The organism is Paeniglutamicibacter terrestris (genome assembly GCF_012271785.1).
Lineage (GTDB): Bacteria > Actinomycetota > Actinomycetes > Actinomycetales > Micrococcaceae > Paeniglutamicibacter > Paeniglutamicibacter terrestris.
This window is the reverse complement of sequence record NZ_JAAWVT010000001.1, coordinates 257,988-284,471: the sequence shown is the minus strand read 5'-3', so window position 1 is coordinate 284,471 and position 26,484 is coordinate 257,988. Positions and strand designations below refer to the sequence as shown.

Annotated in this window: 22 protein-coding genes and 1 riboswitch; of the genes, 13 read left to right on the top strand and 9 right to left on the bottom strand. The window is 61.1% G+C overall.

All coding sequences use genetic code 11. The annotated features are described in order from the left end of the window. The first annotated feature begins 38 nt into the window (after positions 1-38). The 9 genes from HED64_RS01305 (at position 39) to HED64_RS01265 (ending at position 11,928) form a co-directional block, all read left to right on the top strand. On the top strand, positions 39-374 hold the full coding sequence (locus HED64_RS01305) for a hypothetical protein (RefSeq protein ID WP_168150323.1): 336 nt from the start codon (positions 39-41) through the stop codon (positions 372-374). A gap of 194 nt (positions 375-568) precedes the next feature. Next, positions 569-669: riboswitch (glycine riboswitch) on the top strand. Positions 670-852: 183 nt separating this feature from the next. After that, positions 853-3,690 carry an aminomethyl-transferring glycine dehydrogenase gene (gene gcvP / locus HED64_RS01300; RefSeq protein WP_168150322.1) on the top strand — a complete coding sequence of 946 codons (2,838 nt, stop codon included), beginning with the start codon at positions 853-855 and terminating at the stop codon, positions 3,688-3,690. 39 nt (positions 3,691-3,729) lie between these two features. Next, positions 3,730-4,842, top strand: a complete 1,113-nt coding sequence (gcvT, locus tag HED64_RS01295; RefSeq protein ID WP_168150321.1) for a glycine cleavage system aminomethyltransferase GcvT — start codon at positions 3,730-3,732, stop codon at positions 4,840-4,842. A gap of 89 nt (positions 4,843-4,931) precedes the next feature. Beyond that, positions 4,932-5,312, top strand: coding sequence for a glycine cleavage system protein GcvH (gene gcvH / locus HED64_RS01290; RefSeq protein WP_168150320.1), 381 nt, complete (start codon positions 4,932-4,934; stop codon positions 5,310-5,312). Further along, the gene (gene glyA, locus HED64_RS01285) at positions 5,309-6,628 is read left to right on the top strand and encodes a serine hydroxymethyltransferase (RefSeq protein ID WP_342590624.1); all 1,320 of its coding nucleotides are present in this window, start codon (positions 5,309-5,311) and stop codon (positions 6,626-6,628) included. The genes gcvH and glyA overlap by 4 nt, the downstream gene beginning before the upstream one ends. A 142-nt stretch (positions 6,629-6,770) precedes the next feature. Next, positions 6,771-8,180: an L-serine ammonia-lyase gene (locus HED64_RS01280; protein WP_168150319.1), complete on the top strand. Its 1,410-nt coding sequence runs from the start codon at positions 6,771-6,773 to the stop codon at positions 8,178-8,180. Positions 8,181-8,247: 67 nt separating this feature from the next. Beyond that, entirely contained in the window at positions 8,248-8,754 is a 507-nt protein-coding gene (locus HED64_RS01275) for a GNAT family N-acetyltransferase (protein ID WP_168150318.1), read from the top strand. 472 nt (positions 8,755-9,226) lie between these two features. Then, positions 9,227-10,585 (top strand): magnesium transporter, encoded by a 1,359-nt coding sequence (mgtE, locus tag HED64_RS01270; protein ID WP_168150317.1) that lies wholly within the window; start codon positions 9,227-9,229, stop codon positions 10,583-10,585. Positions 10,586-10,782: 197 nt separating this feature from the next. Beyond that, a complete protein-coding gene (locus tag HED64_RS01265) occupies positions 10,783-11,928 on the top strand; it encodes a baeRF2 domain-containing protein (RefSeq protein WP_168150316.1) in 1,146 nt (381 codons plus the stop codon). 112 nt (positions 11,929-12,040) lie between these two features. Here HED64_RS01265 and HED64_RS01260 read toward each other — a convergent pair whose 3' ends face one another. The 6 genes from HED64_RS01260 to HED64_RS01235 all read right to left on the bottom strand — a co-directional run bounded on the left by HED64_RS01260 (position 12,041) and on the right by HED64_RS01235 (position 18,902). Beyond that, positions 12,041-13,042, bottom strand: coding sequence for a metal ABC transporter solute-binding protein, Zn/Mn family (locus HED64_RS01260; protein ID WP_168150315.1), 1,002 nt, complete (start codon positions 13,040-13,042; stop codon positions 12,041-12,043). Positions 13,043-13,167: 125 nt separating this feature from the next. Then, positions 13,168-14,448: a YibE/F family protein gene (locus tag HED64_RS01255; protein ID WP_168150314.1), complete on the bottom strand. Its 1,281-nt coding sequence runs from the start codon at positions 14,446-14,448 to the stop codon at positions 13,168-13,170. Between the two features lie 231 nt (positions 14,449-14,679). Next, positions 14,680-15,381, bottom strand: a complete 702-nt coding sequence (locus HED64_RS01250; RefSeq protein WP_168150313.1) for a class I SAM-dependent methyltransferase — start codon at positions 15,379-15,381, stop codon at positions 14,680-14,682. Between the two features lie 181 nt (positions 15,382-15,562). After that, positions 15,563-17,047 carry a gamma-aminobutyraldehyde dehydrogenase gene (locus tag HED64_RS01245; protein ID WP_168150312.1) on the bottom strand — a complete coding sequence of 495 codons (1,485 nt, stop codon included), beginning with the start codon at positions 17,045-17,047 and terminating at the stop codon, positions 15,563-15,565. Beyond that, positions 17,044-17,439, bottom strand: coding sequence for a cupin domain-containing protein (locus tag HED64_RS01240; RefSeq protein WP_168150311.1), 396 nt, complete (start codon positions 17,437-17,439; stop codon positions 17,044-17,046). The genes HED64_RS01245 and HED64_RS01240 overlap by 4 nt, the downstream gene beginning before the upstream one ends. Continuing rightward, a complete protein-coding gene (locus HED64_RS01235) occupies positions 17,436-18,902 on the bottom strand; it encodes an NAD(P)/FAD-dependent oxidoreductase (RefSeq protein ID WP_168150310.1) in 1,467 nt (488 codons plus the stop codon). Before HED64_RS01235 ends, HED64_RS01240 begins: the two co-directional genes overlap by 4 nt. 212 nt (positions 18,903-19,114) lie before the next feature. Here HED64_RS01235 and HED64_RS01230 point away from each other — a divergent pair, with 212 nt between their 5' ends. After that, positions 19,115-19,795, top strand: a complete 681-nt coding sequence (locus HED64_RS01230) for a TetR/AcrR family transcriptional regulator (RefSeq protein WP_168150309.1) — start codon at positions 19,115-19,117, stop codon at positions 19,793-19,795. A gap of 52 nt (positions 19,796-19,847) precedes the next feature. On the opposite strand, the gene HED64_RS01225 is transcribed toward HED64_RS01230, so the two are convergent. Both HED64_RS01225 and HED64_RS01220 read right to left on the bottom strand, forming a co-directional pair. Continuing rightward, positions 19,848-20,321: a hypothetical protein gene (locus HED64_RS01225; RefSeq protein ID WP_168150308.1), complete on the bottom strand. Its 474-nt coding sequence runs from the start codon at positions 20,319-20,321 to the stop codon at positions 19,848-19,850. A gap of 10 nt (positions 20,322-20,331) precedes the next feature. After that, positions 20,332-22,248 (bottom strand): primary-amine oxidase, encoded by a 1,917-nt coding sequence (locus HED64_RS01220; RefSeq protein ID WP_168150307.1) that lies wholly within the window; start codon positions 22,246-22,248, stop codon positions 20,332-20,334. A gap of 175 nt (positions 22,249-22,423) precedes the next feature. Between HED64_RS01220 and HED64_RS01215 the strand changes: the two genes are divergently transcribed. The 3 genes from HED64_RS01215 (at position 22,424) to HED64_RS01205 (ending at position 25,699) form a co-directional block, all read left to right on the top strand. Then, positions 22,424-23,017 carry a TetR/AcrR family transcriptional regulator gene (locus tag HED64_RS01215; protein WP_168150306.1) on the top strand — a complete coding sequence of 198 codons (594 nt, stop codon included), beginning with the start codon at positions 22,424-22,426 and terminating at the stop codon, positions 23,015-23,017. 152 nt (positions 23,018-23,169) lie between these two features. Beyond that, positions 23,170-24,099, top strand: a complete 930-nt coding sequence (locus tag HED64_RS01210; protein ID WP_168150305.1) for an AraC-like ligand-binding domain-containing protein — start codon at positions 23,170-23,172, stop codon at positions 24,097-24,099. 133 nt (positions 24,100-24,232) lie between these two features. Continuing rightward, positions 24,233-25,699, top strand: a complete 1,467-nt coding sequence (locus tag HED64_RS01205) for an APC family permease (RefSeq protein ID WP_168150304.1) — start codon at positions 24,233-24,235, stop codon at positions 25,697-25,699. Between the two features lie 104 nt (positions 25,700-25,803). Here HED64_RS01205 and HED64_RS01200 read toward each other — a convergent pair whose 3' ends face one another. Then, positions 25,804-26,394 (bottom strand): hypothetical protein, encoded by a 591-nt coding sequence (locus HED64_RS01200; RefSeq protein WP_168150303.1) that lies wholly within the window; start codon positions 26,392-26,394, stop codon positions 25,804-25,806. Between the last annotated feature and the right edge of the window lie 90 nt (positions 26,395-26,484).

Below are 26,484 nucleotides of genomic sequence, written 5' to 3'. Positions count from 1 at the left end.
GTTGAAGGTTCAATAAAAATGATAGAACCAAAAGGTTGATGTGTCAAGTATTTTCTGATGACTACGATGCATCCATTTCTAGCGCGCTGGCGGGTTCCGGCATCCTGCACGAGGGTGCGTGGCTCGGGTCATGGGAATATCCGGTGGGCGAGAATGACCCGGATCTGCAGACCGCTTGGCTTTCTCGCACCGAGCTGCCGGCCACCCTCGGTGACGGGCCCAGTGATTCGATCATGATGGCCCTTGAACCCGTCGATCTAAACCACGAGTCCTCGTTGCATGCCGTGCGCCTGCGCCTGCGCTACAGCAACGCGTGGGGACTTCCGTATTCCATCGACGTCGGACCACGCTTCGAGGCCAAGCCCAACTGCTAACTCGAGAACGATGACAACGGGCAGAGCTACAGGCAATTCGCCTCTTCGCAGGGCGAGGAAGTGCCGGCTGAGAGTCGAAAGTTCCCTGCTTCATCCGCAAACCTCGATGCTGGCTTGGGGCGGAGCGATCCATGTTGTTTAGCTCACGCTTCGCCGGTAGGATAAGAGCCGTGCCTCTCACGAGGCACAGCCACTGACATGCGGCGGGAGAGTCCCGTTCAGCGAAAGTTGGTCGGGCGCCGTAGGAGCAATTCCTCCCCGGGAAACTCTCAGGCCCCCGTACCGCCGCGAAGAGGCAACTCTGGAAAGAAGTAACATCGCCTCGCGGCGGTGCTGCTCACCGAAGGTGCAAGCGTGTGCCGGATCCCCACTAGGATGCGGACCATCGCGGAAACTCTCAGGTCACAGCAACAGGGTCGGGGAGGAACTTGCAGCTCGTTCGGTGTGCACGCGCGCCGATGACCCAATGGAGTTCCCCATGACCGTGACCCCGTCCGCTGAGTTCGTCGCCCGCCATATTGGCCCGCAGGGCAGCGACATTGACACCATGCTTTCGCAGCTTGGTTATTCCTCCATCGACGAACTCGTCGACACGGCCGTACCGGCCGATATTCGTCAGTCCGAGCCATTGGATCTGCCCGCTCCCCGCACCGAAGCCGAAGTTCTGGCCGACCTGCGCGTGCTGGCCAACAAAAACGTGATGAAGACCCAGATGATTGGTCAGGGCTTCTCCGACACCTACACCCCGCCGGTCATCCTGCGCAACGTGCTCGAAGATCCAGCCTGGTACACCGCGTACACCCCGTACCAGCCGGAAATCTCCCAGGGCCGACTCGAGGCCCTCATCAACTTCCAGACCATGGTCATGGACCTGACCGCGATGCCGATCGCCAACGCCTCGATGCTTGATGAAGCCTCGGCCGTCGCCGAGTCCGTCCTGCTGATGCGCCGCGCCAACAAGGCCAAGGGCTCGGGCAAGACCGTGCTGGATGCCAATCTCTTCCCGCAGTCCATCGCCGTGGTGCTCGGCCGCGCCGAGGCCCTGGGCTTCGAGGTCGAAATCGCCGATCTTTCCGCTGGCCTGCCAGAGGGTGACATCTCCGGCATCGTGCTGCAGCAGCCGGGCAACAACGGCGCAGTGGTTGACCACACCGCCATCATCGCAGCAGCCAAGGAACGCGGCGCGATGGTCACCGTTGCCGCCGACATCCTGTCCCTGACCATGATCACCGCCCCGGGCGAGCAGGGTGCCGACATCGCCGTTGGTAACACCCAGCGCTTCGGTGTTCCGCTGTTCTTCGGTGGCCCGCACGCCGCCTACCTGGCCGTACGCACCGGACTGGAACGTCAGCTGCCCGGCCGCCTGGTGGGTGTGTCCAAGGATGACGCCGGATACCCGGCCTACCGCCTGGCACTGCAGACTCGCGAGCAGCACATTCGCCGCGAAAAGGCCACGTCCAACATCTGCACCGCCCAGGCGCTGCTGGCCATCACGGCCTCAATGTACGCCGTTTACCACGGCCCGGCCGGCCTGAAGCGTATCGCTCAGCGTACCCACAACCACGCCCGCACCATCGCCACCCTGCTCTCCGGAGCCGGCCTGGAACTGGCCTCGGATTCGTTCTTCGACACCGTCCAGGTGAAGGTGACCGACGCAGATACCATCATCACCAAGGCCGAGGAAGCCGGCATCAACCTGCGCCGCGTAGATGCCACCACCGTGGGTATCTCCACCGATGAGGCCACCACCTCCGCTCACGTTGCGGCCATTGCTGCGGCCTTCGGCATCGAGGGCGAGTCCTTCACCGCAGAGGGCTTTGAACTGCCCGCCGCCGTGCAGCGCACCAGCGATTACCTCAGCCACCCGATCTTCAACACCATCAAGTCCGAGACCCAGATGCTGCGCTACCTGCGCAAGCTCTCGGACCGCGACTTGGCGCTGGACCGCACCATGATCCCGCTGGGCTCATGCACGATGAAGCTGAACTCCACCGCCGAAATGGAATCCATTTCCTGGCCGGAATTCGCCTCGATCCACCCGTACGCCCCGGCCCACCAGACCGAGGGCTGGCGCGAACTGATCACCGACCTCGAGGGTCGCCTGACCACCATCACCGGCTACGCCGGGGTCTCCATCCAGCCGAACGCCGGTTCGCAGGGCGAATACGCTGGCCTGCTGGCCATCCGTGGTTACCACCTCTCCAACGGCGATACTGCCCGCACCGTCTGCCTGATCCCGGCCTCCGCCCACGGCACCAACGCCGCCTCGGCAGTACTGGCCGGCATGAAGGTTGTGGTGGTCAAGACCGCCGCCGATGGAACCATCGATGCAGCGGACCTGGACGCCAAGATCGAGGCAAACAAGGACGTCCTTGCCGCCATCATGATCACCTACCCCTCCACCCACGGTGTCTACGACGCCGATGTGCGCGAGGTCTGCGACAAGGTCCACGCGGCCGGTGGCCAGGTCTACATTGACGGCGCCAACATGAACGCCTTGGTGGGCCTCGCCCAGCCGGGTCAGTTCGGCGGCGACGTTTCGCACCTGAACCTGCACAAGACCTTCTGCATCCCGCACGGTGGCGGCGGACCGGGCGTGGGCCCGATCGGCGTTGCCGAGCACCTGATCCCGTTCCTGCCGGGCGACGCCTCGGGCAGCTACTCGATGCGCGACGGCATCCCCGTGGTCGCCACCATGTTCGGCTCCGCCGGCGTGCTGCCGATCTCCTGGGCCTACATCGCGATGATGGGCGGCGAAGGACTCACCGACGCCACCAAGACCGCGATCCTCTCGGCGAACTACATCGCCTCGAAGCTCAACGAGTACTTCCCGATCCTGTTCACCGGTAACAAGGGCCTGGTCGCACACGAGTGCATCCTGGATCTGCGCGAGCTGACCAACAAGACCGGCGTCACTGCCGAGGACGTGGCCAAGCGCCTGATCGACTTCGGCTTCCACGCCCCGACCCTTTCCTTCCCGGTGGCCGGCACCTTGATGGTGGAGCCGACCGAGTCCGAGGACCTGGGCGAGATCGAACGCTTCATTGAAGCCATGATCGCCATTCACGTCGAGATGCATCAGGTACTGGCCGGAGACTTCACCATCGAAGAATCCCCGCTGCGCAATGCCCCGCACACCGTGGCAGCAGTGGTCAACAGCGCCTGGGATCGCAAGTACACCGTCGAGCAGGCGGCCTTCCCGGTTCACGCCCTGCGCGTGGATAAGTACTTCCCGGCCGTCGGACGCATCGATGGTGCCGGTGGCGACCGTAACCTGATCTGCTCCTGCCCGTCGCCCGAAGCCTTCGAAGACTAAAACCGCCACTCATTATTTAGCCCCACGAAAGGTAGCTTGATGAGCGACCCGAAAAAAACCTCCCTGCATGCAAAGCATGCGGAACTCAACGCGTCCTTCACCGACTTCGGTGGCTGGGACATGCCGCTGAAGTACGGTTCGGAATTGGCTGAGCACAATGCAGTGCGCGCCACTGCTGGCCTCTTTGACCTCTCCCACATGGGCGAAGTCTGGGTCGAAGGACCGGCAGCAGCAACCTTCCTGAATACCGCACTGGCCGGGAACATGGCAGTGATGAAGGTCGGTAAGGCCAAGTACTCGGTGATCTGCAACGAAGCTGGCGGCATCATCGATGATTTGATCACCTACCGCCGCGGGGAAGAAAAGTTCCTCGTGGTACCCAACGCGGGCAACGCCCCGGTTGTTGCTGCGGCACTGGCCGAACGCGCGGCAGGCTTCGACGTCACCGTCACCGACGCCTCCGCGGAAACCTCGTTGATCGCTGTGCAGGGCCCGAACGCCGTGGCCATCTTGCACGAACTGGTTGACGAAGCCGGCAAGGCCGTAGTGACCGAGATGAATTACTACGCCGCAGATGAACTGACCGTTGCCGGTATCAACGTGCTGTTGGCACGCACCGGTTACACCGGTGAGGACGGCTTCGAGCTGTATGTGCCGAACGAGCAGGCCGCCGAACTCTGGGACGCAGTCATGAACGCGGGCACCGCCCACGGACTGATCCCCGCCGGTTTGGCCTGCCGCGACTCGCTGCGCCTTGAGGCCGGCATGCCGCTGTACGGCAACGAATTGTCCCTGGAAGGTAACCCCTTCGAGGCCAACCTTGGTCCCATCGTCTCCTTCAAGAAGGAAGAGAACTTTGTGGGCCGCGCGGCATTGGAAGCCATCAAGGCCGAAGGCGTCAAGCGTGTGTTGGTGGGCCTGAAGGGTCTGGGCCGGCGCGCAGGTCGCGGCGGTTACGCGGTGTCCGTAGATGGGGCGCAGATTGGCGCCATCACCTCCGGTCAGCCGTCCCCGACCCTTGGATTCCCCGTGGCCATGGCCTACGTGGAACCCGCCTTTGCCGAGATTGGTACAAAGGTCGATGTTGACCTTCGTGGCAAGGCAGAGGCCTTTGAAGTCGTTTCACTGCCGTTCTACACCCGAGCCAAGTAACGTTGTCGGTGGCGGGGGACGCTAATCGTCTTCCGCCACCGGTTACCGGCTTACTTCTTTACCCACATTCTTTGAGAGGAAATACCCCCATGAGCAAGGTTCTTGCCTCCCTTCGTTACTCGGCCGAGCACGAATGGGTCGATGCCTCGACCCCGACCAAGGTCGGCATCACCGCCGTTGCAGCAGACGCACTGGGCGACGTTGTGTACGTTGACCTTCCCGAGGTTGGCGACACCGTCACCGCCGGCGAAACCTGTGGTGAGGTCGAATCGACCAAGTCGGTCTCCGATTTGTTCGCTCCGGTCACCGGCACCATCGTTGAGGTCAACCAGGAAGCCATCGACAACCCGGCCGTCCTGAACGAAGACCCGTACGGTGCCGGCTGGCTCTTCACCGTTGAGGTCACCGAAGAAGGCCCGCTGCTCTCGGCAGCCGACTACGCCTCGGCAAACGGCGGCGACGTAGCGTGACCGCAGTGTTCGAATCCCTAGCTCCGGCGTCGCTGACGCAGGACATTGGGACGTTGGATCCGGAGATCGCGGAGCGTATCGACGCGGAGCTCGCTCGCCAGCAGCGTGGCCTGGAAATGATCGCCTCGGAGAACCACACGGCCCTGGCCGTGATGCAGGCCCAGGGTTCGGTGCTGACTAACAAGTACGCCGAAGGCTACCCGGGACGCCGCTACTACGGTGGCTGCGAAGAGGTCGACGTGGTGGAAACTCTGGCACTCGAGCGGGTCAAGGCCCTCTTCGGTGCCGAATACGCGAACGTGCAGCCGCACTCCGGTGCCCAAGCTAACGCCTCGGTCATGCACGCGCTGATCCGCCCGGGTGACACCATCATGGGCCTGAACCTGGCGCACGGTGGTCACCTGACCCACGGCATGAAGATCAACTTCTCCGGCCGCCTCTACAACATCGTCCCGTACGGTGTGGAAGAGGACACCCTGGTGGTGGACATGGACAAGGTCGAAGCCCTGGCCATTGAACACTCCCCGAAGATGATTGTTGCCGGCTGGTCCGCCTACCCGCGGCAGTTGGACTTCGAACGATTCCGTGCGATTGCCGACAAGGTCGGTGCGTACCTGTTTGTGGACATGGCGCACTTCGCCGGACTGGTCGCCGCCGGGCTGCACCCCTCACCGGTGCCGCACGCTCACGTGGTGTCTTCCACGACGCATAAGACCCTGGCCGGTCCGCGTGGCGGGATCATCCTGACCAACGATGCGGATATCGCGAAGAAGATTAATTCTGCGGTGTTCCCCGGTCAGCAGGGCGGCCCGTTGGAGCACGTGATTGCCGGTAAGGCCGTGGCGTTTAAGATCGCCGCCTCCGAGGAGTTCAAGGATCGTCAGGTCCGTACGCTGGCCGGTGCTCACATTCTGGCCGAACGTCTGAATGCTCCGGATGTTGCTGCGGTAGGCATTTCGGTGCTCACCGGTGGCACCGATGTGCACCTGGTCCTGGTGGACTTGCGTCACTCGGAGCTCAATGGGCAGCAGGGTGAAGATCTGTTGGCGAAGGTGGAGATCACGGTGAACCGTAATGCGGTTCCCTTTGATCCGCGTCCGCCGATGGTCACCTCGGGGTTGCGTATTGGCACCCCGGCACTGGCGACCCGTGGTTTCTCCGAGGCAGCGTTTGTGGAGGTCGCGGACATCATCGCCGAAACCCTCATCGCTGGTACGCAGGAGAACAACGAGGCTACCCTCGCGGCCCTGAAGGACCGTGTGCATGCCTTGGCGAACGCCCACCCGCTGTACCCGGAACTGGCCAAACTGGCCTAACTCGGTACCGCACATCATGTGACCGCGAGCCCGGGTATCCGCATGGAGCCCGGGCTTGCGGTTTATGCGCAGCACCTTAATCTTTCTCCGCACCACCAGCTATCGACACCAACCAGCAACACTCCTGAAGGAAGCATGTTCCATGGCTATCAGCGTTTTTGACCTTTTCACCGTAGGTATCGGGCCATCGTCGTCGCACACCGTGGGACCGATGCGGGCCGCCTACGCCTTTGCTTCAAAACTTGTCCGCGAAGAGCACCTCGCGAATACCGAATCGCTACGCGTTGATGTCTACGGATCCCTCGCTGCGACGGGCCGCGGCCATGGAACCTTCACCGCCATCATGTTGGGCTTGGAAGGCTATGAACCCGAAGCCATCCTGCCCTCCGAGGTGGATGAACGCCTTGACGCCATGACAGCCACGGGCAAACTTCAGCTCTGCAAGGCACTGGGTGCGGTGAAGGAACTCGACTACAAGGTCGAGGACATGATCCAGCACCCGCTGACCGTGCTGGCGCGGCACACCAACGGCATGAAGATGGCAGCCCTGGATGCCAACGGCAACGTTTTGGCCGAAGACACCTACTTCTCGGTCGGCGGCGGCTTCATCGTGCGCGAGGGCGCCGAAGAAAAGCTTGCTGCCAACCTCGAGGACGCGCTCAATGCGCAGCCCTACCCCTTCACCACCGCGGCAAAGCTGCTGGAACACTGCGCCACCTCGGGTCTGTCCATCGCCGGGGTGATGGCCGCCAACGAAGAGGTCTACCGCTCGAAGGAAGAGATCCGCGCCGGGCTGTTGCACATTTGGCAGGTCATGGAGGATTGCAAGGATGCCTCCCTGGAACGTGAGGGTGTGCTGCCCGGTGGGCTGAAGGTCCGTCGCCGTGCTCCGGAATGGCACCGCCGCCTGGCCAAGGAAGACAAGGATCGCGATCCGGTGTTCTGGCAGGAATGGGTGAACCTGGTGGCCCTTGCCGTCAACGAGGAAAATGCCTCCGGCGGTCGTGTGGTCACGGCCCCGACCAATGGGGCAGCGGGCATCATCCCCGCGGTGATGTTCTACGCGACCCACTACGCACCCGGGGCCAAGTACTGGAACCAGGAGGAACGCGAGGACCTGATCGTGCGCTTCCTGCTCACCGCCGCCGCCATTGGTGTGCTCTACAAGGAGCAAGCCTCCATCTCCGGCGCCGAGGTCGGCTGCCAGGGTGAGGTCGGTTCTGCCTCCTCGATGGCCGCCGGTGGACTCGCCGAGATCTTGGGCGGCACCGTGGACCAGGTGGAGAACGCCGCGGAAATCGCCATGGAACACAACCTTGGCCTGACCTGCGACCCGATTGGTGGGCTGGTGCAGATTCCATGCATCGAACGCAACGCCATTGCCGCGTCCAAGGCCATCAACGCCGCCAAGATGGCGCTGATGGGCGACGGGCAGCACCATGTCACCCTCGACGAGGTCATCATCACGATGCGCGAAACCGGCAAGGACATGAGCTCGAAGTACAAGGAGACCGCCCTGGGCGGTCTGGCCGTGAACGTCATCGAGTGCTAGTTCTCTAGCCGCACGAATAGCAGGCGGGTGTCCCATCGCGGGACACCCGCCTGATACTCTTCACAACATGCTTGTGATTAGACCTTTCACCTTTCAAGACAGCGATGAAGCGCTCGCTGCGCGCACCGAGCTGGATGCCGATGACTTCGATTTCCTGCTGGGATACTCGAGCCGGCGCGGTTTTGATGAATATCTTGAGCAGCTCGCCGCCCACGAACAGGGCCTGGGCTTGCCACCGGGATGGGTGAAGTCGGCCCTCTGGGGCGCGTTTGTTGACGGTGAACTGGTGGGGCGCACCTGCATCAGATTTGAACTCAACGATCACCTGCGATCTGTCGGTGGTCATGTTGGTTATGCGGTGCGACCACAACATCGCCGCCGGGGCTATGCGACCCAAATCCTGCGCCAGTCACTGCACGTCTTGGCCCAGCGGGGAATCGAGAGCGCGCTGGTGACCTGCCGGGTGGATAATATTGCCTCCGCTGGCACCATCGAAGCCAATGGGGGAGTGCTGGAAAACGTCGTTGAAGCCAGCGACGGGATGACCAATCGCTACTGGGTTCCGACCCACTAGCAGCGCACTCGCACTGAGAGCTCGGACACAGCCATTGGCTTAGTTCCGATCACTGTGCCTAGGATGGGGCGTACCCTCAAACGATCCGGGTATCAGCGCGTGCCTCGAGGGACGTAGTTCACACCGGATCCCACGACATCTGATGATTCGCCCGAAGGAGGTGAGAGCACGCATGGACGACGTTCCAAGTCGATCTATCGCACCGCGTGTGTCTCACCGCCGTGCCAGCATCATCCTCTCCGTCATTCGGTTCTAACTCCTTGCACCCAGCTATGGGTGTTGCGTCCATGCGGCGCCGCTACGTTGAAGGTAGCAAAGGTGGGCCATTGATCATCCGGGAAATGATGTCTGGTTTTGGTGCGTGGGTAACACGCGGTTGCGGTGAAGATACACCCCCACACCACCAATGACTGGCATGCGCCGCGTGTAAACGCGTCAGAATACGTGTGCCCCCACCGGAGGGACCCGGATCATGATCAAATCTCCCAGCATATCCTTTGATATCACCGCCGATCAGCTCGCTCACGCGCTGACGGCTCACGATGAACAAGGCATTGCCGCAGCCCTGGCGCCATTGGATACCACCGAAGTCATCGAACAGTTTGAGCGGCTGAACGCCGCCGAGCGCGGACTGGTTTATGCGGCGCTTCGCCCCGAGGTGGCCCAGCACGTTTTTGACCGCCTCGACACCTCACTGCAGGTGGAAATCGTTGAGCAACTCAGCGAGGCCGAGGCCGCAACGGTGTTCGCCTTGATGCGCCCGGATGACCGCGTGGCACTTGCCGATGAGCTTCCCGAATCCATGGTGGCCGCGCTGATGCACGGACTGGATGAGCGTTCACGGACGCTGACCACGGCTGTGCGCAGCTACCCGCACCGGGCCGTGGGACGTTTTATGAGCCCGGAATTTGTCACCACCGATCCGACACTCAGCGCTGGACAAACCCTAGAACGCGTGCGGGCCAGGCTCGATGACGCGGAAAGCATTTACACCATTCCGGTCACCGATGCGCAGGCACGCCTGATCGGGGTCATCTCGCTGCGCGATGTCCTGCGGGCAGATCCGAGCACACCCATCAGCTCGATCATGAAGAAGCCACTGAGCGTGGTGGCCTCGATGAACGTTGAGGATGCGGCACGTTACTGCGCCGAAACGAAGGTGTTGGTGCTCCCGGTCATTGATGAGGGCGATCGTCTGGTCGGCATCTTGACGGTGGATGATGCGCTGCGGATCTTGGAGGATGCGGAGAGCGAGGATGCTGCACGCTCCGGCGGAAGCGAGCCGTTGCGTCGGCCCTACCTGGCTACCCCGGTGCGCTCGATCGTGAAGGCTCGCGTCGTCTGGCTACTGGTTTTAGCCCTTGGCGCGACGCTTACGGTGAAGGTCATCGGTGCCTTCGAGGCAACACTTGAGGCGCAGGTGGTGCTCTCCTTGTTCATCCCGCTGCTGATTGGCACCGGTGGCAACACCGGGAATCAGGCGGCGACCACCATTACCCGGGCGCTCGCGCTGGGCGATGTGCGTCCCCGAGATGTCTTTAAGGTCTTCACCCGCGAGGTCCGGGTTGGTGCGCTGCTGGGATTGCTGCTCGGGTCCCTGGGCTTTGTGATTGCCGCGCTTGCCTTCACCGTGCCCTTGGGCCTGGTTATCGGGTTGACGCTCTTGGGAGTCTGCACCATGGCGGCGAGCCTGGGCGGGTTGATGCCGCTGCTGGGCAAGGCGGTGCGCGCGGATCCGGCGGTATTCTCCAATCCGTTCATCTCCACCTTCGTAGATGCCACCGGCTTGATCATCTACTTCCTGGTGGCCAGCACGGTGCTGGGGCTGTAGCCACGCGGTGCCCCAAAGGCCGAAAATCGAGGTTGATAACGGTGTTTGGGGCCCCGTTCGGGGAGCCCTGAGGGGCCAAGCGTACCGACTAAAAACCCTTTTCAACAGCCCCTTTCGGCAAGGCATCAAGCGGTGCTACGGTGAGCAGAAGGATCGATTGGGCACGCGGGCTTCCCCGCGTTGGAAGGAGTTCCCTCATGGCATCACGCGCAGGTTCCACAGGAATCGACGCCACGCTTTACCGTCGAGAAGGCCAATGGTGCACGGCCCTGGTAGACGTTTCACTCGGAACAACCGCAGCTCAAGAAGCGGTTGACGCCCTCCCCGAGAAGGTGAGAAAAATCCTCGGTTCGCAGCAGGCATCCGAGGCCGACATTCTTGCACTCACCGAAGTTTTGGTTCCGGCCGCCGGACATGCTTCCCCGGTCGCACGATTTGTGGCGGTAAACAACGGCGAAGTGGTGCTGGATGAAGTGATCAGCGGTTTGCAGGTACAAACCTCCGATATTGATTGTGGACCCTTCCCGAATCTGGTGGCCTTGGCCCGGGCACGCGGTGGACAATTCCCATATCTGGTGGCCGAAGCCAGTAAGGACGGCGGGGAGGTGCGGCTGTACCACTCCTCCGTGAAGGGATCCGAGGAAAGTCGCGGGGTGACCGGCGATCCCGAGGAAGCACACCACGCCCGCAAGGTTCCGGGGCGGTACGATGAACCGAAAAACCAGTCGAGCACCGAAGAAATCTGGCGACGTAATGCCGAGGACCTGGCCCAGCAGATTGATGAGTTGGCCAGAGATCACAGGGTTCGACTGATTGTGCTCGCCGGAGATATTAAGGCCCGCGAATTGGTGGCCAGCAAACTCGGAGCAGCCAACAAGCCGATCACCAGCATTCTTGAGCAACATACCCGTACCGGCGGCGCAGATCAGCGGGCCTTTGCCCAAGCCGTGCAGGAAAAAGTGGATGAGGTGCTGGGCCGAGACCTCCAGGAACTCTCTGCCCGAGTATCAAATCGCAGTGGCAACGGGCGGACCGACCTTGCCTTGGGCTTTGAGAGCGTTGTCGCGGCGCTACAACAGGCGCAGGTGGAAACGGTGTTGGTCAGCGAATATCAGGATGATCAGACGCTGATCGCGCTGAATGCCGATCCGTGGCTGCTCAGCGAAGAAGCGGAGGACCACGCCGACTTGGTCATTGGTTCATGGCCGGCTCCGGAAGTGCTGTTGCGTGCGACGGCGCTCACCGACGCCAGCATCCGTTATGTTCCGGCCGGAGTGCTTCCCGGTGGTGTGGGCATCGCGGCGTTGCTGCGCTGGCCGCAGACCGCGGAGACCAGCGCCTAAGAACCGCGTATGACAACTCATTAACTAGCGAAGGTCCGCAGGGCAGTCGAACCAAATGGTTCAGTTGCCCTGCGGACCTTCGTCGCATCACTTGATGCGATGCCTACGCCGGCTACTTGTCCAGTACCTCAAGGGCGTGGATGTTCGATTCCATCCACGTCACGTAATCCGTGTTGTCCGGCAGGGTCTCGGTGAAGTCAACGACCGGCACCTTGGCGCTGGTAGCCTGCTCGCGAATGCGCTCGGTCTGCGGGCTTTGTGTCTGTGTGTTGTAGGCCAGCACATCGATGTCTCCGCTGGTCAGTAGCGTACCCATCTGGTTGAAGGCCTGCGGTGAAATCTCGCCGTCACCCTCGATGGATTCGCTCAGCCCCTCGGGGGTTGCATCGCTCATGCCCAGATCTTCGAGCAGGTGGAAGGGGACGGGCTCGGTCATGGCGAAGTGCTTACCATCCAGCTTCTTCCCCAGACTGGTGAGCTCGGTGCTCAAACCCTTCAGCTTCTCCGTTAGCTCCGCAGCATTGGCCTCGAAGGTGGCTGCTGCCTCCGGCTTCAGCTCGGTGAGATGCTTGGTGATCTCCTTGCTGAGCAATTGCATTGACTCGACGTCGTACCAAACATGCTCGTTGTAGGCTGCGTGATTGTGGCCGGCATGAGGATCTGCCTCCCCGCCGGTTTCCGGGGATTCGCTGGCCGCGCTTTCCTCGGCGTGGTCGTGACCCTCCTCTTCCACCAGGGCCACGGGCGAGGTATCGACGGCACTGATGAGCGTTGAGTCATCAATTTTCAGATCCGTGGCCAAAACATTCATGAATTCGTCGTATCCGCCGCCATTGGCGACCACGAGCTGGGCCTTGGACATGGTGAGCTTGTCGCGGGATGTCGCCTCATAGGAGTGTGGATCCTTCGCCGCTGAATCGATGATCGGGGTGACCGTGACCTGATCCCCGCCGATCTGCTGGACCAGATCCGCGTAGACGGTGGTGCTGGTGACTACCTGGAGTTCTCCGGCGGCCGCGGCGGGATCTTCACCGGTACTGGTGTTTCCGCAGGCGGCCAAGGCAAGGGTCCCGGCAATGGCGAGGGGGAGCAGGCGAAGTGTCTGGCGATTCATGGGCGAGCTAGTCCTTTGGAGCGAGTGGGTTCTCTATCTACTCACCAGACTAACTTAAACAAGAATCATTTGCATTATCGATCGTATTGGTCTGGCTCACCAGACCACCACAACCGGCACCGAGACTAGTGTTGGTCGCTGCTCTCAACCTGTAGTGCACGCCGACCCGATGGCTTGGGAAGCTCCACCGCAGGCTTAGCGCTGCCGGTTCCGGTGGCCTTGACCACTGCCACTGCTATCGCGGTGGTGACGGGGATGGCCAGCACCAAACCGATGGAGCCGACCAGAATGCGGATGACCTCCTCGGCCATCTGTCCGGTGGTGAGGATATCAATCAGTGGCCTGTTGTACAGACTGACCAAGACCAAAATCGGTAGGGCGGCCCCCGCATAGGCGAAGGCGATGGTGTAAACGGTCGAGGCGATATGGTCGCGGCCAATGCGCATGCCCGAGGCAAAAAGTTCCCTGGCCGTGGAATGCGGAGCGATCTCCGCCAATTCCCACACGGCCGATGATTGGGTGATGGTCACATCGTTGAGCACACCCATTCCGGCAATGAGCAGACCACAGAGTAGTAGCCCCGAGAGGCTGAGATTCGGCACCACGGTACTGAGCGTCATGGCCGATTCATCGGTGGCTCCGGTGAGGGCCGCGGCATCCGTCGCCCACACCGCAATCGCGGCGGTGACACCCAGTCCGAACAGCGTACCCAAAAGTGCGGTGGAAGTTCTGGCCGAAAAACCGTGCGCAAAATACAAGGCGGCAAACATCACGACGGTCGAGGTAGTGAGTCCCACCAGCATGGGGGACTTGCCCTCCAACAAGGCCGGGACCATGAAGGTGACAATAAAGGTCAATCCGCCGACCAGTCCGGCCAGAGCGCGTAATCCGCGCCAGCGCGCGACCAAGCACACCACCACCGCATAGAGGATTCCCAACAGTGCTAACGGTGTGGAACGCACAAAGTCGACAAAAACGTAGGGGGCGCCGGTGTTGGTGGCCGTCTGGGACAGATCGAGGTATTTAATCCGGTCACCCTGTTCCAGGGGACGGGACTGCGAGGTCTCCGGCGGCACCTCCATGGGGAACGAAGCGCCGCCGGCATCCGGGGCGATGTAGGAGATATCGCAGAGCAGCTCGGTGCCTCCGACGTCTTCCAATCCGGCGCTGGAGAGGCATGGTTCATTCACGGTGCGGGTCACCGTCCCGATGGACAGCTCGACCCCCTCGGCAGTGCCATAGGGGTTATCAAGGATCCCGGCCGCGACATTGCCTTGGGGCCACAGCATCAGGGTGGCCACGAAGGCCAATATTCCGATGGGGGCCAGCAGGACCCAGAGGATCAGGTTGGCACGGCGGCGCCTTACCGGGTCAACAAGTACATCTCCATGGTGGTGTCCACCCATAAACTGTTCAGCTCCAGATCGATTGCGGGCCAGATTTCCCCGACGAGTGGCCCAAGAGAACAGTGTAGCGATTCGAAAAGAACCGGCGGTGGCAGCCCGTTCTAGTGGCCGGTCTTCCGCTTGCTCGGTTGCCCGTTACCAACGTTGTTCCGGGGCAGTAAGAAAGTGAAGAACCGTGGCTCGTCATATTTCGGTGGGGCGTTGCCGGTCAGTTCCAGCGAAGTGAAAACCTTAGGGTGCGCGCAGTACAAAGAAAATGAAGCTGATGAAGGCATCTCTTTCCTTGAGACGATCGGGGACCAGCTCCGCGGGGGCCTCGGTTGAATACGGTGGCTCGCTGATGACTTCGATCCCGAACCCCGCCTTGGCAAAGGCATCGGACATGGCGTGCAAGGGACGGTGCCAATAGGTGAGGATGGCCGGTTGGCCATTAAACGAGTGATCATCCGAGTACTTCGTGAGCTTGAAATAGTCCTGGCCTGGGTTTGTCCAGGGGTAGAGGATCGGATGATTTACCGACATGATGAGTCTGCCGCCGGGACGCAGGACACGCCTAATCTCCTGTAGGGCGCTAGACCAGTCGGGCAAATAGTGGAAGACCAACGAAGCGACAACATCATCAAACGAATCGTCGGCAAACGGAAGCGGCTGTCCCAGATCGGCGACAAATAGTTCTGCGGCATCGCCGACTCGCTTCGTGGCCAGGTTGATCATGCCCTGGCTCGAATCAAAACCACTCACGTGAGCACCGCGTTCAAGCAGCGCTTCGGTCAAGGGACCCGACCCACATCCAGCGTCAAGAATCTTACGGTGCCGGACGTTTCCCGCGAGTTTTAACATCGCCGGTCGTTCATAGTATTGATTCATCAGACTTGACTCGTTTTCTTTCGAGTAGTCCTCGGCAAAGGTGTCGTAATCGGTGTTCTGAGACATAAAACGATTCCTCCGGGTCGCAACGTGGAAGCCAGCTTTGATCCGAGGCTAACAGCCCCGAACTGCCACCGGTGCGCGAACCGCCCGCAGGGGATCAATCCCCGGGAGATCCGAAGTTACTTCCGCCAACGTGCACCGGTGCGGTGCGTGGTTTTGTATCGTCACGTCAACGGAAGCTGGCCTAGCGCTGGCGGAAGACGGTATTTTGCCACTGTTTGTGCGCGTCGGTATCGTGCGAAATGAGCACATGTTTGATGTTGGTGTACTCCTCGAAGGAATAGGCGCTCATATCTTTTCCAAACCCGGAGGCCTTGTATCCACCATGGGGCATTTCCGAGACGATCGGGATGTGCTCATTAATCCATACGCAGCCGGCCTGGATCTCGGCCGCCACGCGCATGGCCAGATTCACGTCGCGCGTCCAGGCAGAGGCCGCCAATCCAAAGGGAGTGTCGTTGGCCAGAGTGATGGCTTCGTCCTCGGTCTCGAAGGGCAGAGCCACCAGGACCGGGCCGAAGACCTCGGCTTGGACAATCTCGCTGTCCTGAGCCGCCGAAGTGATCAGCGTGGGCCGGTAGAACGCACCGGGGTGATCCGGTGCCCGGCCGCCAGCCAGCACCGTGGCTCCCGCGGCGCGGGCCCGATCCACCATGGCGGTGATCTTCTCACGATGGGGATACGAGATGAGTGAACCCATGTCGGTGTTCGGGTCGGTGGGGTCCCCAAGGATCATCGAATCCATGAGCTCGGCGACCCGAGTGGTGAAGGCATCAAAGAGTGATACGTGCACGTAGGCGCGGGTGGCGGCGGTGCAGTCCTGGCCGGCGTTGATGGTGGATCCTGCCACCGCTCCGTGGGCTGCTGCTTCCACATCCGCGTCCTTGAAGACCACCAGGGGTGCCTTGCCGCCGAGCTCCAGGTGCACCCGCTTTCCCGTCTCCGCGGCCATGGCCATGATGTGCCGTCCCACTGCGGTGGATCCGGTAAAGGAGCTCATGACCACGAGCGGGTGACGAACCAATGCCTCACCGATATCTGCTCCCGCACCCACCACAATGTTGATGACCCCCGCCGGGATGCCGGCGGCATGCGCGGCCTCGGCAAAGATCAGCGAGGTCCCGGGGGTCAGCTCGCTGGGCTTGAGCACAATGGTGTTGCCGGCGGCGATGGCCGGGAGGATCTTCCAGGCAGCCATCTGCAGCGGGTAATTCCAGGGGGAGATGGAGCCGATGACCCCGATCGCCTCGCGACGGATCATCGAGGTCGAATTTCCGGCGTAGTCCCCGGCCGCCAGGCCGGTAAGGTGGCGGGCGGCACCGGCGAAGAAGGTGATGTTATCCAAGGTGCCCGGCACATCAAACTCGGTGGACATCCGGATGGTTTTCCCGCATTGCCGGGTTTCCAGTTCGGCCAGTTCCCGACTGCGGGCACCGAGTTCCCGGGCAAAATTCAGCAGGTGATCCGAACGGGCTCCCGGGGTCAGCTTCGACCAGCCGGGGAAAGCAGCTGCCGCCGCGTTCACCGCGTCATTGAGGTCAGCAAGGCTGGCGTAGTCGATGCTTCCATCACTTTCCCCGGTGGCGGGATTGATGCGTTCGACGGTTTTTCCGCCTCCGACGCGGTAGGAACCGTTGATGAATTGGTGGCCGTGGGTGGTGGTGCTCATGGGGTACTTTCCGGGGTTAGGCGAGGCGTGAAATAGGCCTTACGCAGCGGTTCGGTGATGGTCCAGGTGGTTCTCATCCCGGTCTCCAGGCGCATGATGGTGCCCGGGAGAAGCTCGGCGGTGCGTGCCGGGTGTCCGTTGAAGGGCTCAATAAGTACCCTGCCGTGGCCGGCGATGACCACAAAGATCTCATCAACCTCCACGTCTTGCATCGATCCGAGCGACATTTCCCAGATCCCAAATTCGCAACCAGCCAGGGATCCCAATTCCACCGCGGCGGTGGTGGTTCCGGCGGTTAGAACATCATCGGTGGGCTTTTGGTGCTCCATGGGTACCTTGTTGATGAGCAGCGCTTGGCCGCCGAGCAGGGGTGGGAACGGTTCGGGGATCATGAGTCGAACCCCATGCCTACCGCGTCCATGACCTTCAAGAACGGGCCGCGTTTGCCCTGCTGCCGATCGGCCTTTGCGAGAGCGTGAGTCATGAGTTTCACGCCCACCCACGCAGCGGGTTCAGGTGGGAACGGCAAGGGTTTTTTCCTCACCATCGCCAGCTGGGTCAGTTCGGTGGTGTTCCCGGAGAGCAAATCCAACATGACGCGGGCACCAAAACGGGTGGCACCCACACCCAGGCCGGTGAATCCGGCACAGTAGGCGACCCGCCCATCATGGGAGGTATCGAAGAAGGCGAAGAACCGGCTGCAGGTGTCGATGGCCCCGCCCCATGCGTGGGAGAAGGAGATGCCTTCGAGCTGGGGGAAGGTACCGATGAAGTGGGCGGCCAGCTTCCGGAAGGTTTCATCGTGCCGGTCATGCTCGGGGTTCACCTCACGCCCGTAGTGGTAAACGGCGTCGTAGCCCCCATAAAGCAGTCGCCAGCCGCCGTTCTCATCAACGGTGGGCCGGGAGTAATGGAAACGATTGCTCAAATCTGCCAGGCCAATGTCCTCGCTCCACCCGATGGACTCGCGTTGGGCAGCTGTCAGTGGTTCGGTCATCAACGCGTAGTCGTAGACCGGGATGGTGTGTAGGCGGTGCCGTTTGAGCAGGGATGGGAAGGCGTTGGTGGCCAGTGCCACGCGTTGGGCTCGGATACGTCCAGCCTTGGTGCGGACCTGAATAAAATCGGCGGTGGAGGTGAGGTCCTCGCCGCTGGTGTGTTCAAAGATTTTGACGCCCAGTTCCAGTGCAACCCGGCGCAAACCCCAGGCGAGCTTGGCCGGATGCACCAGCACCGTGCCATCCTTCTCCCACGAGCCGGCCTTGAAGAGTGGGGAATTGATCAGTTCCCGGGTGGCGGCGGCATCCAAGAGATCATCGGTGGCTTTGGTATCTGCTTCCTCGTGCAGCCACGGGACTTGGTGCTCCTCGGTGGCCACGTTCAGTACTCCGCCGAGCCTTAGATCGCAGTCGATGTCATAGCGTTTGATGGTGTTGATGAGGTCGGCAAGGTTTTCTGTGCCAAGCTCGGTCAGTCTGTCATTCTCGGCCGGAAGGTGTTTTTCGCCGTTGGATTCTCCGTGCACTAGGGAGGCCTCGCAGAAGCCGCCGTTGCGTCCCGAGGCAGCCCAACCGATGCGTTGGGCCTCGATGAGCACCACCTCGCGGTCGGGTTGTGCCTCCTTGGCCAACAGCGCCGTCCACAACCCGGTGTAGCCGCCACCAATCACCAAAAGGTCGGTCGTGATGAAGCCCTCGAGTGCCGCTAATGCCTCGGGGCGTTGTGAATGCTCCAACCAATAGGGGGAGTAGTTAGTTGATTGCAGTGAAGCGTCGACGGTTGAACTGCTCACCGTGGATTCGAAGCGCTCGTAGGAGACGGGGGTGGCGCCGGTTGCGGTCGTAGCGAGTTTCATGAGGTAACGGGAGTTCCATTCCGAGGATTCGAGCAATGGTTCTGGGGTGCAGGAGCAGCGTCGATCTTTGGGGCAGCGTGGTGATCTGCCCAACGATGGATCATCCGGTCAGCACCTCTAAAGCCTCTGGTGTGTTCCTGTTCATAAAATCGCAGTTCAACAGTAAAGTCAACGGTGTTGACTTTACGATCGGGTCAAGGAAACCTAACACCATGGATCAAAAAGAAAGCGTGCCGACGGTACCGCGCCGCCGCGCCCAGGGCCTGGGCCGCGAAAGGATCCTCGAAGCTTGCCTGAATCTGGCCACCGGAACAACTCCCGACGCCCTGTCCTTCCGCAAGATCGGCAAGGAACTTGGTGCCGATCCCACGGCGCTCTACCGCCACTTCGCCGACAAGGACGAACTGCTGCTCGCGCTCGCCGACAAGGTGATCTCCATGGGCATGATCGGGTACGTTCCGGCACCCGACTGGGAAGAATCACTGCGGGACTTGATGTTGCGCATTCGGTCCAGCTTCTTGCAATACCCTCAGGTCGCGACGCTGGCCGCCTTGCGCGTGACGGGGCAAGGCGGGGAACTTCAATTTGTTGAAGCCATGCTCAGCGCGTTGGCGCTGGCTGGTTTTTCACGGCACGAAGCGGCACTGGTGTTCCGAGCCTGTGGCGACTTCATGCTGGCCTGGACCGGTTTTAGTGCGGGTCTGTTGCTTCTGGGACAAAAATCAGAGCAGGACGATGCGGCGTGGGTGAGCAGCTATGACCAAGTGGCCGAACACGATTTCCCCCTGGCCGTCACGTCCGTGCGGGAAATGGCCGCGGTGCAGGACGAAGAGAACTATCAATTCGCACTCGAGCTTCTGCTGGGCGGGATCGCCGCCCGCTTGCAACACTGACGGTGGGGACAGCCGGAGAATGGCGACCGGCTCTCCCCACCAAAGTGCGCCGTTACCTCGGTGAGTAGTCTGTGCTCGCCTTGCTTGCGCGGGAGATTCGTAGCCCCAGAGAGCAGAGCATTACCAGCACCAACTCGGCTGCCGCCACACCCAACATCGCGGCGGCACCGGATCCCGCCGCCGCCACGCCACCGGAACCGTGGTGATGATCGTGAACACCAAGTGCCATGAAGGTGTGCGTGATGGCCATGAGCGCCGACATCACCAGTAGCTGAGTCAGTGCCACGGGATGGTCCCAGACTCGATGCGCGCACTTTAGGCAGATCAGCACCATGATGCCGAATAGTGTTCCGACCCAGAGGCCGTGAGGAAAGAGCAGCAGAAGCCAGAGGTGCAGAACGGACATTAGCGCGGCTAGTACCGCGAGCAGACGCACGAACACCATCGCTCGCGGCAGCCGGGTGACCCGGGTTTCGGAAGCCATCCGCACTGTGGACCACGTCGCGGCGGTAAGGTGCGTACTCACGACACCGCTACTAGCTGTGGCAGGACTTGGTGGTTGCGGGCGCCGGAACGTCAAGCACCGGGGACCGGTCGAAGAATCCCTCGGGACGCAGCTTGAAGCCCACGGTGTCCACCGGCATGATGGGCCAGTCCTCCGGGCGGGGGAAGTGGGTGAGTCCGAAGGTGTGCCAGAGGACAACGTCCTCACCATCGATGTTGCGATCGGCCTTGACCCATTCGGGCAACCCGCCCCCACCGGCATGCTGGTTCACGAAGTCTCCGGTCGGGTAACGCTGGTCCGCCGTTGCCGGGGTAACCCACAGGGCCTTGGAAGCAAAGGTGGCGCGGCGATGGATCGACGACCCCTCATCGGCCAACAGTGTGGGGTTGCCCGCCGGGTGCAGCTTGTACCCCACCGGATGTCCCAGCCGGTTTGTGGATTCTGGGTTGGTGATGACCCAGGTGCGTCCCTTGGAGCCATCGGCATCGCGGATCGCCTCGGACTCACGCGCCAAAAGGGTGCGCTGGCGGGAGAAAGCATTGCCCCGCAGATTCTCCGGGCCGGTGGCAAGGCGCACCACGTCTTCCTCCTCAACACGTCCCGGACCGGAATCGAGGGCAAAGTCGAGCCGGGCACCAAAGAGATGCTGGTGGTAGGGGGCGCCGAGCCCGGGAGCGATTTCGGAGGCGTAGGGAGTTTGGCCCTCGGGCAGTGCGCTGGTGAAGACGATGCCGGTCGCCTTGGCTTCAAACTCGATGGTGCCATCAAGGTAGAGGTACCAGTAGAAGCCGTAGTCGTAGTTGCCGATGGTGGTGAAGAAGGAGATGACCAAGCGGCGGTTGCGGCGGGTGTAGTTGATTCCGGTCCACAAATCCGAGTGCTTGGCCAGGATCGAGTAGTCCTCCTCGTGCATGCAAATGCCGTTGCGGATGCTGCGGGCCTCACCGCGGGCGTTAGAGACCACGGGGGAGATGTAGTGGATTTCGCCCAGGCAGTCACAGCCCAATTCCAGAGAATTGGCGAACTGGCCTACCAGGTACTCGCCGGTGTCGAAGTAGTTCTGCCAGCTGCGCACCGGGGATGGATCCCCATACGGGACAACCATCTCGGCGATGGAGGCACGATTCAGAATGCGGCGTGGGGCACCCTTGTCTTCGAAGGAAATGTTGTGCAACACCAGGCCTTCGCGTACATCAAAGCCCACATCAAGGCTCCATTTTTCCCATTCGACGTGATTGCCGTCGGTGACGCTGAAGCTGGGACCCTCGGGCTGGGTGATGGAGATGGGTTTTTGGGTGGTCCGCAGTTCACCGGTCAGTTCCGGGTCGGTGTAGTTGCCGTGCTCGGTGGGAATCGGCACGACGCCGAGATCAATGACCTGATCCACCGAGCGGTTAGTGACGTCCACGTAGCCGACCAATCCGTCCACCGGGTGCGCCCAGGCTGAATCTTGCGGGTGTTCTTGCATGAAGGCCAAGCCGCGCAGGATCCGACGACCGGATTCCTCTGGGTACTCAAAAACGCCGGCGGAGAGCGGTGCCACACGAACCGTCTTCACATCGAGGTTGCGTTTGGCCAGCGCCTCTAGCCAGCGCGGGTCTTTGGCCAGCAGCTGCTCCACGACCTCGAATTCCTCTTCCAGCACCGGCAGTTCGCCACTGGTGGCAGTATCCAACTCGATCACGGATTCGATGGCGCCGGTGGTCACCGAGACTACGAGGTCCTTGGGCTGGGCACCGGCGACATCTAGGAGGAAGACGCGGAAACGGCGGTCGATCGTCGAACTATCACGCAGCGGATCTTCCAGACCAAGATAGGCGATTCGGGCCGATTCGGGAAAGTGTCCGGCAGCGGCCAGGATCTCTCTGACGGATGAGATTTCCTCTTCGGTGGCCAGCATGTAGGAACCCGTTGTGGTGCGCGGGGCCGTGACGTTTTCGAGGGTCATCGTGGTGCCTTTCGGAAGGGTGCCCGGGGGCATTGAATCGCAGATTCCGTGACCTAAGCCACTTTTATATTCTCTGCTTGTAGAGAATAACCATGATTGGCCTCCGTGGCAAGGGGTCCGGGTTTGCGCCGCATGATGTTCCGAGGGCACCCACGTCATCCGTAGGATGGGGGATATGCCCAAGATTGTTGATCATGACGCCCGCCGACTCGAACTCGTTGAGGTCACCTGGCGAGTCATTGCCCACCGTGGTTTTGACGGGGTGACTTTACGTGACGTCGCCGCCGAGGCAGGCTTTGCCAATGGGGCGCTGAAGCCGTACTTCCCAACCCGCGCGAGTTTGATGCGCGCAACCTTTACCCACGTCTTTGGACGCACGAATGCCAGAGTTCGGGCCTCAACGGAGGGTCTCGTGGGCCTCGAGGCGCTTGCAGCATTCGCCACGGAGGTTTTGCCCCTGGATGAGGATCGACTTGATGAGGCTCGGGTGGTCATCCCGTTTTGGCAGAGTGCCATCCACGAGTCGGATTTTGCCGCACTCAATGACGAGGCCATGGCACAGTGGCGAACCTGGATCAAGGGATGGATCGCGCAGGCGGGCGCTTCGGGCGTCCTGCGCGCGGGGGTGGTTCCGGATTCTGCTGCCGAATCGCTACTGACCTTCCTGCTGGGTTCCCAGGTGGTGGCAGTTTTGGATGCGCGCTTCAATGACCCCGTGCAATTGCGCGCTCAGTTGGGACATCAGCTTTCGCTGCTACGCACGGACTGATAGCCAAGCGAAATTTAAAACCTACAACGAGAGAAAAAACGTGACTTTGGGTGTTTTTGCGCGTACATTGACTCAAATGTGATGCCGTTCACCTCCCTTGTGTTGGAACCCGTTGAGGGAGGTGAGCGTTATTGGGGAAAGGTCTCTCGCTCATGTATCAGATGCAACACGTTGAATCCTTTGGTGATTGGAAATCGTTGGTCTCGCGCGCCTTCGTTCCGCTGACCAGCGAACCGGTGCGGGCAGGCGCCTTCGCCGGCAGCATCGCTGGAAACCAATTTGGTTCCGTCGGTGTGATGGAAGTTGAAGCCACCGCGCATACGGTGAGGCGCACAGAGGAACTATTGGCCGCCGGGGGAGCGCCCCAATTCAAATTGAACCTGCAGCTCAGCGGGCATGGAATCCTGCTGCAGGACGGACGCGAAACCGTACTCCGCCCCGGACAATTGGCGATTTACGATACACAGCGCCCCTACACCTTGGTCTTCGAAGAGAACATCAAAACCCTGGTGCTCATGTTTCCCCAACAACAGCTGGGACTTCCCGTGGCACAAATCCGCGAGATGACTGCCACCTCCATCGGTGCCGAGCATCCTCTAGGGCGCGCCATTGCCCCCTTCTTGGGGCAGCTGGCTGGTTTGTTGCCTCAGCTGCAGGACCCTGTGGGACAACGACTGGCCGCCAACGCAGTGGATCTACTCAGCACGTTGCTCGCTGCCGAACTTCACGAGCGCGATGACCTAGGAAGTGACGCTGCGCAGCGCCAATTTCGGACCATCCAGGGGTACATTGATACCCATCTTGCCGATTCTCAGTTGTGCCCCGGGGCCATTGCCGACGCCCACTTCATTTCCCTGCGCAGTCTTCACAAGATCTTCGCCGAATCTGGGCACACCGTCTCCGAATGGATTCGAACCCGGCGCCTGGAACACTGCCGACGCGACTTGAGTGATCCCTTTCAGCACCACGTGCCGGTGGGAGCGGTGGGTGCGCGCTGGGGACTACCCGACGCAGCCCACTTCAGCAAGGTTTTCCGAGCCACCTACGGTAGCTCTCCCTCGGCATTCCGAGCCCAATCCTAACTACGGTTCGGCTGCTGAACCGGGGTACAGCGCAACGCTGCACGATTCGCCTATAGCTGCTCGCGCAAAGACAAGCGCTTGGCACCCCATGAAGCGCACGCTGGTACAAAGACGCTTCAAGGAGGGAATTCCCATGGCAGCATTCACCGCACCACCCACCACCGAGGCTCCGAGCCTCGGTAAACGAACACTCGGGGTGCCGTCGCTGGTCTTCATGATCATCGCGGCCTCGGCACCACTGACGGTGGTGGCAGGAGGCATCACCAGCAACTATGCCGTCACCGGCGTGCTGGGCATCCCGCTCTCCTTCATCTTGCTCGGACTTGTCCTGCTGATCTTCGCCGTTGGATACACCGCAATGAGCCAACATGTGCGTAATGCCGGTGCCTTTTACGCCTATGTAGCCAGAGGCCTTGGCAAGGCGGCGGGAATCGGTGCCGCCTGGATCGCATTGATCAGCTACAACGCCATGCAAATCGGCATCTATGGCCTCTTCGGATTCGCTCTTTCATCCTTCCTCGCCGGAACCTTCGCCCTGAACCTCCCTTGGTGGGCCTGCGCCCTCATCGGGTGGGCGATTGTCGGAGTGCTGGGTGTTAATAAGGTGGATCTCTCGGCCAAGCTGCTGGGCATCGTGGTGGCCTGCGAATTCCTCGTGGTTATCGTCTACGACGTACTCGCAGTAAAGGTCGCACCCGAAGGGGTAAGCACCGCGTCGCTGGAACCTGCCAGCTTGTTCACCGCGGGAATTGGCGCCGCATTGTCCTTCAGCATCGCTGCCTTTATGGGCTTTGAATCGGGAGCCATTTATGGCGAAGAGGTCAAGGATCCCAAAAACACTCCTCGCCGCGCCACCTTGATTGCGGTGGGCATTATCGCGGTCTTCTATGCGGTGTCCGCCTGGGCCATGGCCGTGGGCGAAGGCGATTCTGCCGTGGTGGGTAGGTCGGCTGAATTTGGCCCGGATCTAGTCTTCGTCTTCCTCTCGGAGCATGTTCCGACATGGTTCGTGGACCTGGGCAACGTCCTGTTCATCACCAGCCTGTTGGCAGCACTGATCGCATTCCACAACGTGGTGGCCCGTTACCTGTTTTCACTGGGTCGCGAGGGTGTGATGCCGAGGGTCTTGGCCCACACCAATCCGCGCACTCATGCTCCGATGGCCGGGTCCTTGACTCAGAGTCTATTGGCGCTGATCGTTCTGGCGATCTTTGCGCTCATTGGAGCCGGAAAAGATGTGATGTTCCCGGTGGTGACGCTCTTTACCTGGCTCACCAACATGGGGGCCTTTGGTCTGGTCATGCTCATGGCATTAACGTCCTACGCCGTGATCGGCTACTTCCGCAGTGAGCCGCACGGCCTGGGTCCCTGGGCCGCGCAGGTGGCACCGCTGATTGCCGGAGTGCTGCTCAGCGTGCTTTTTGTCGCCATCCTGATGAACTTTGATGTACTGATCGGGCTGCAGGAAGCCAGCATCCTTGGCTGGTTACTGCCGGTAATCGTGGTGCTGCCCGGGGTCTTGGGGGTGTTCTGGGCCCTGCGGCTACGCAGGCACCGACCAGAGGTCTACGCCCGCGTGGGCCGCGGCGGTGACCTCTAAAACCAACCAGCAGTTAGCAAAGACTGGGGGCTCAACGAAACCGGTGTGCAGCCGTTGCTGCACACCGGTTTTGCTGCGAGGTCCGAGCCACGCCACGACGAGGTTTACTTTTCGGCCTGCTGGATATTGGCCTGTTCGGTGAGGACGTGTTCGGCGATGCTCTTCTCCTCAGGGGCGAAAGCATAAACCTTCTCGCCAACGGTGGACACCCACCACTTGCCGCATAAATGCGTGGCACGAGACTCTTGTCCCGTGGGCCACCAGTCCGCGGAGAGCAAGGGGATTTGATACTGCTGCTGCACCATGTCAGCCAGGCCATTGGCATCTCTGGGTTCTTCATGATTAAGACCTGCGGTGAGCTCATTGACCGATGGCTTGCCGGCAACAGAGATCTTCGTACAGGTCTCGGGCAACGCTCCGCTGTAGTCCAGGCGCAGGATTCGTTCGTTGCCTGTGGTTCGCACCATTTCCTTGATATCCGAGGCCTCGTCCGGGACCCACAAGGGGAGGGTGCCCTTTTCTTTGCCCTCGGCACCGGTGGTGAAATCGTGGCTGGTGCGTTTGTCGTACTTTGACTCGATTCCCAGTGCGCTGCAGCTGCTCAGGGCAAGTGTTGCAACGATGGCTGTGATGCCCAAAGCAAGGGTCTTGGGGGTACCGGGAATTGAGGTCAAAGCGGTGGACGTTGTTTTCATAATTTCAGCCTATGTAGGGGCGGGCGCGCTCCGCATCGGAGGAGGGATGCACATCTGCGAAGAAGAATGGGACCTAGGGTGGAGAAAAGA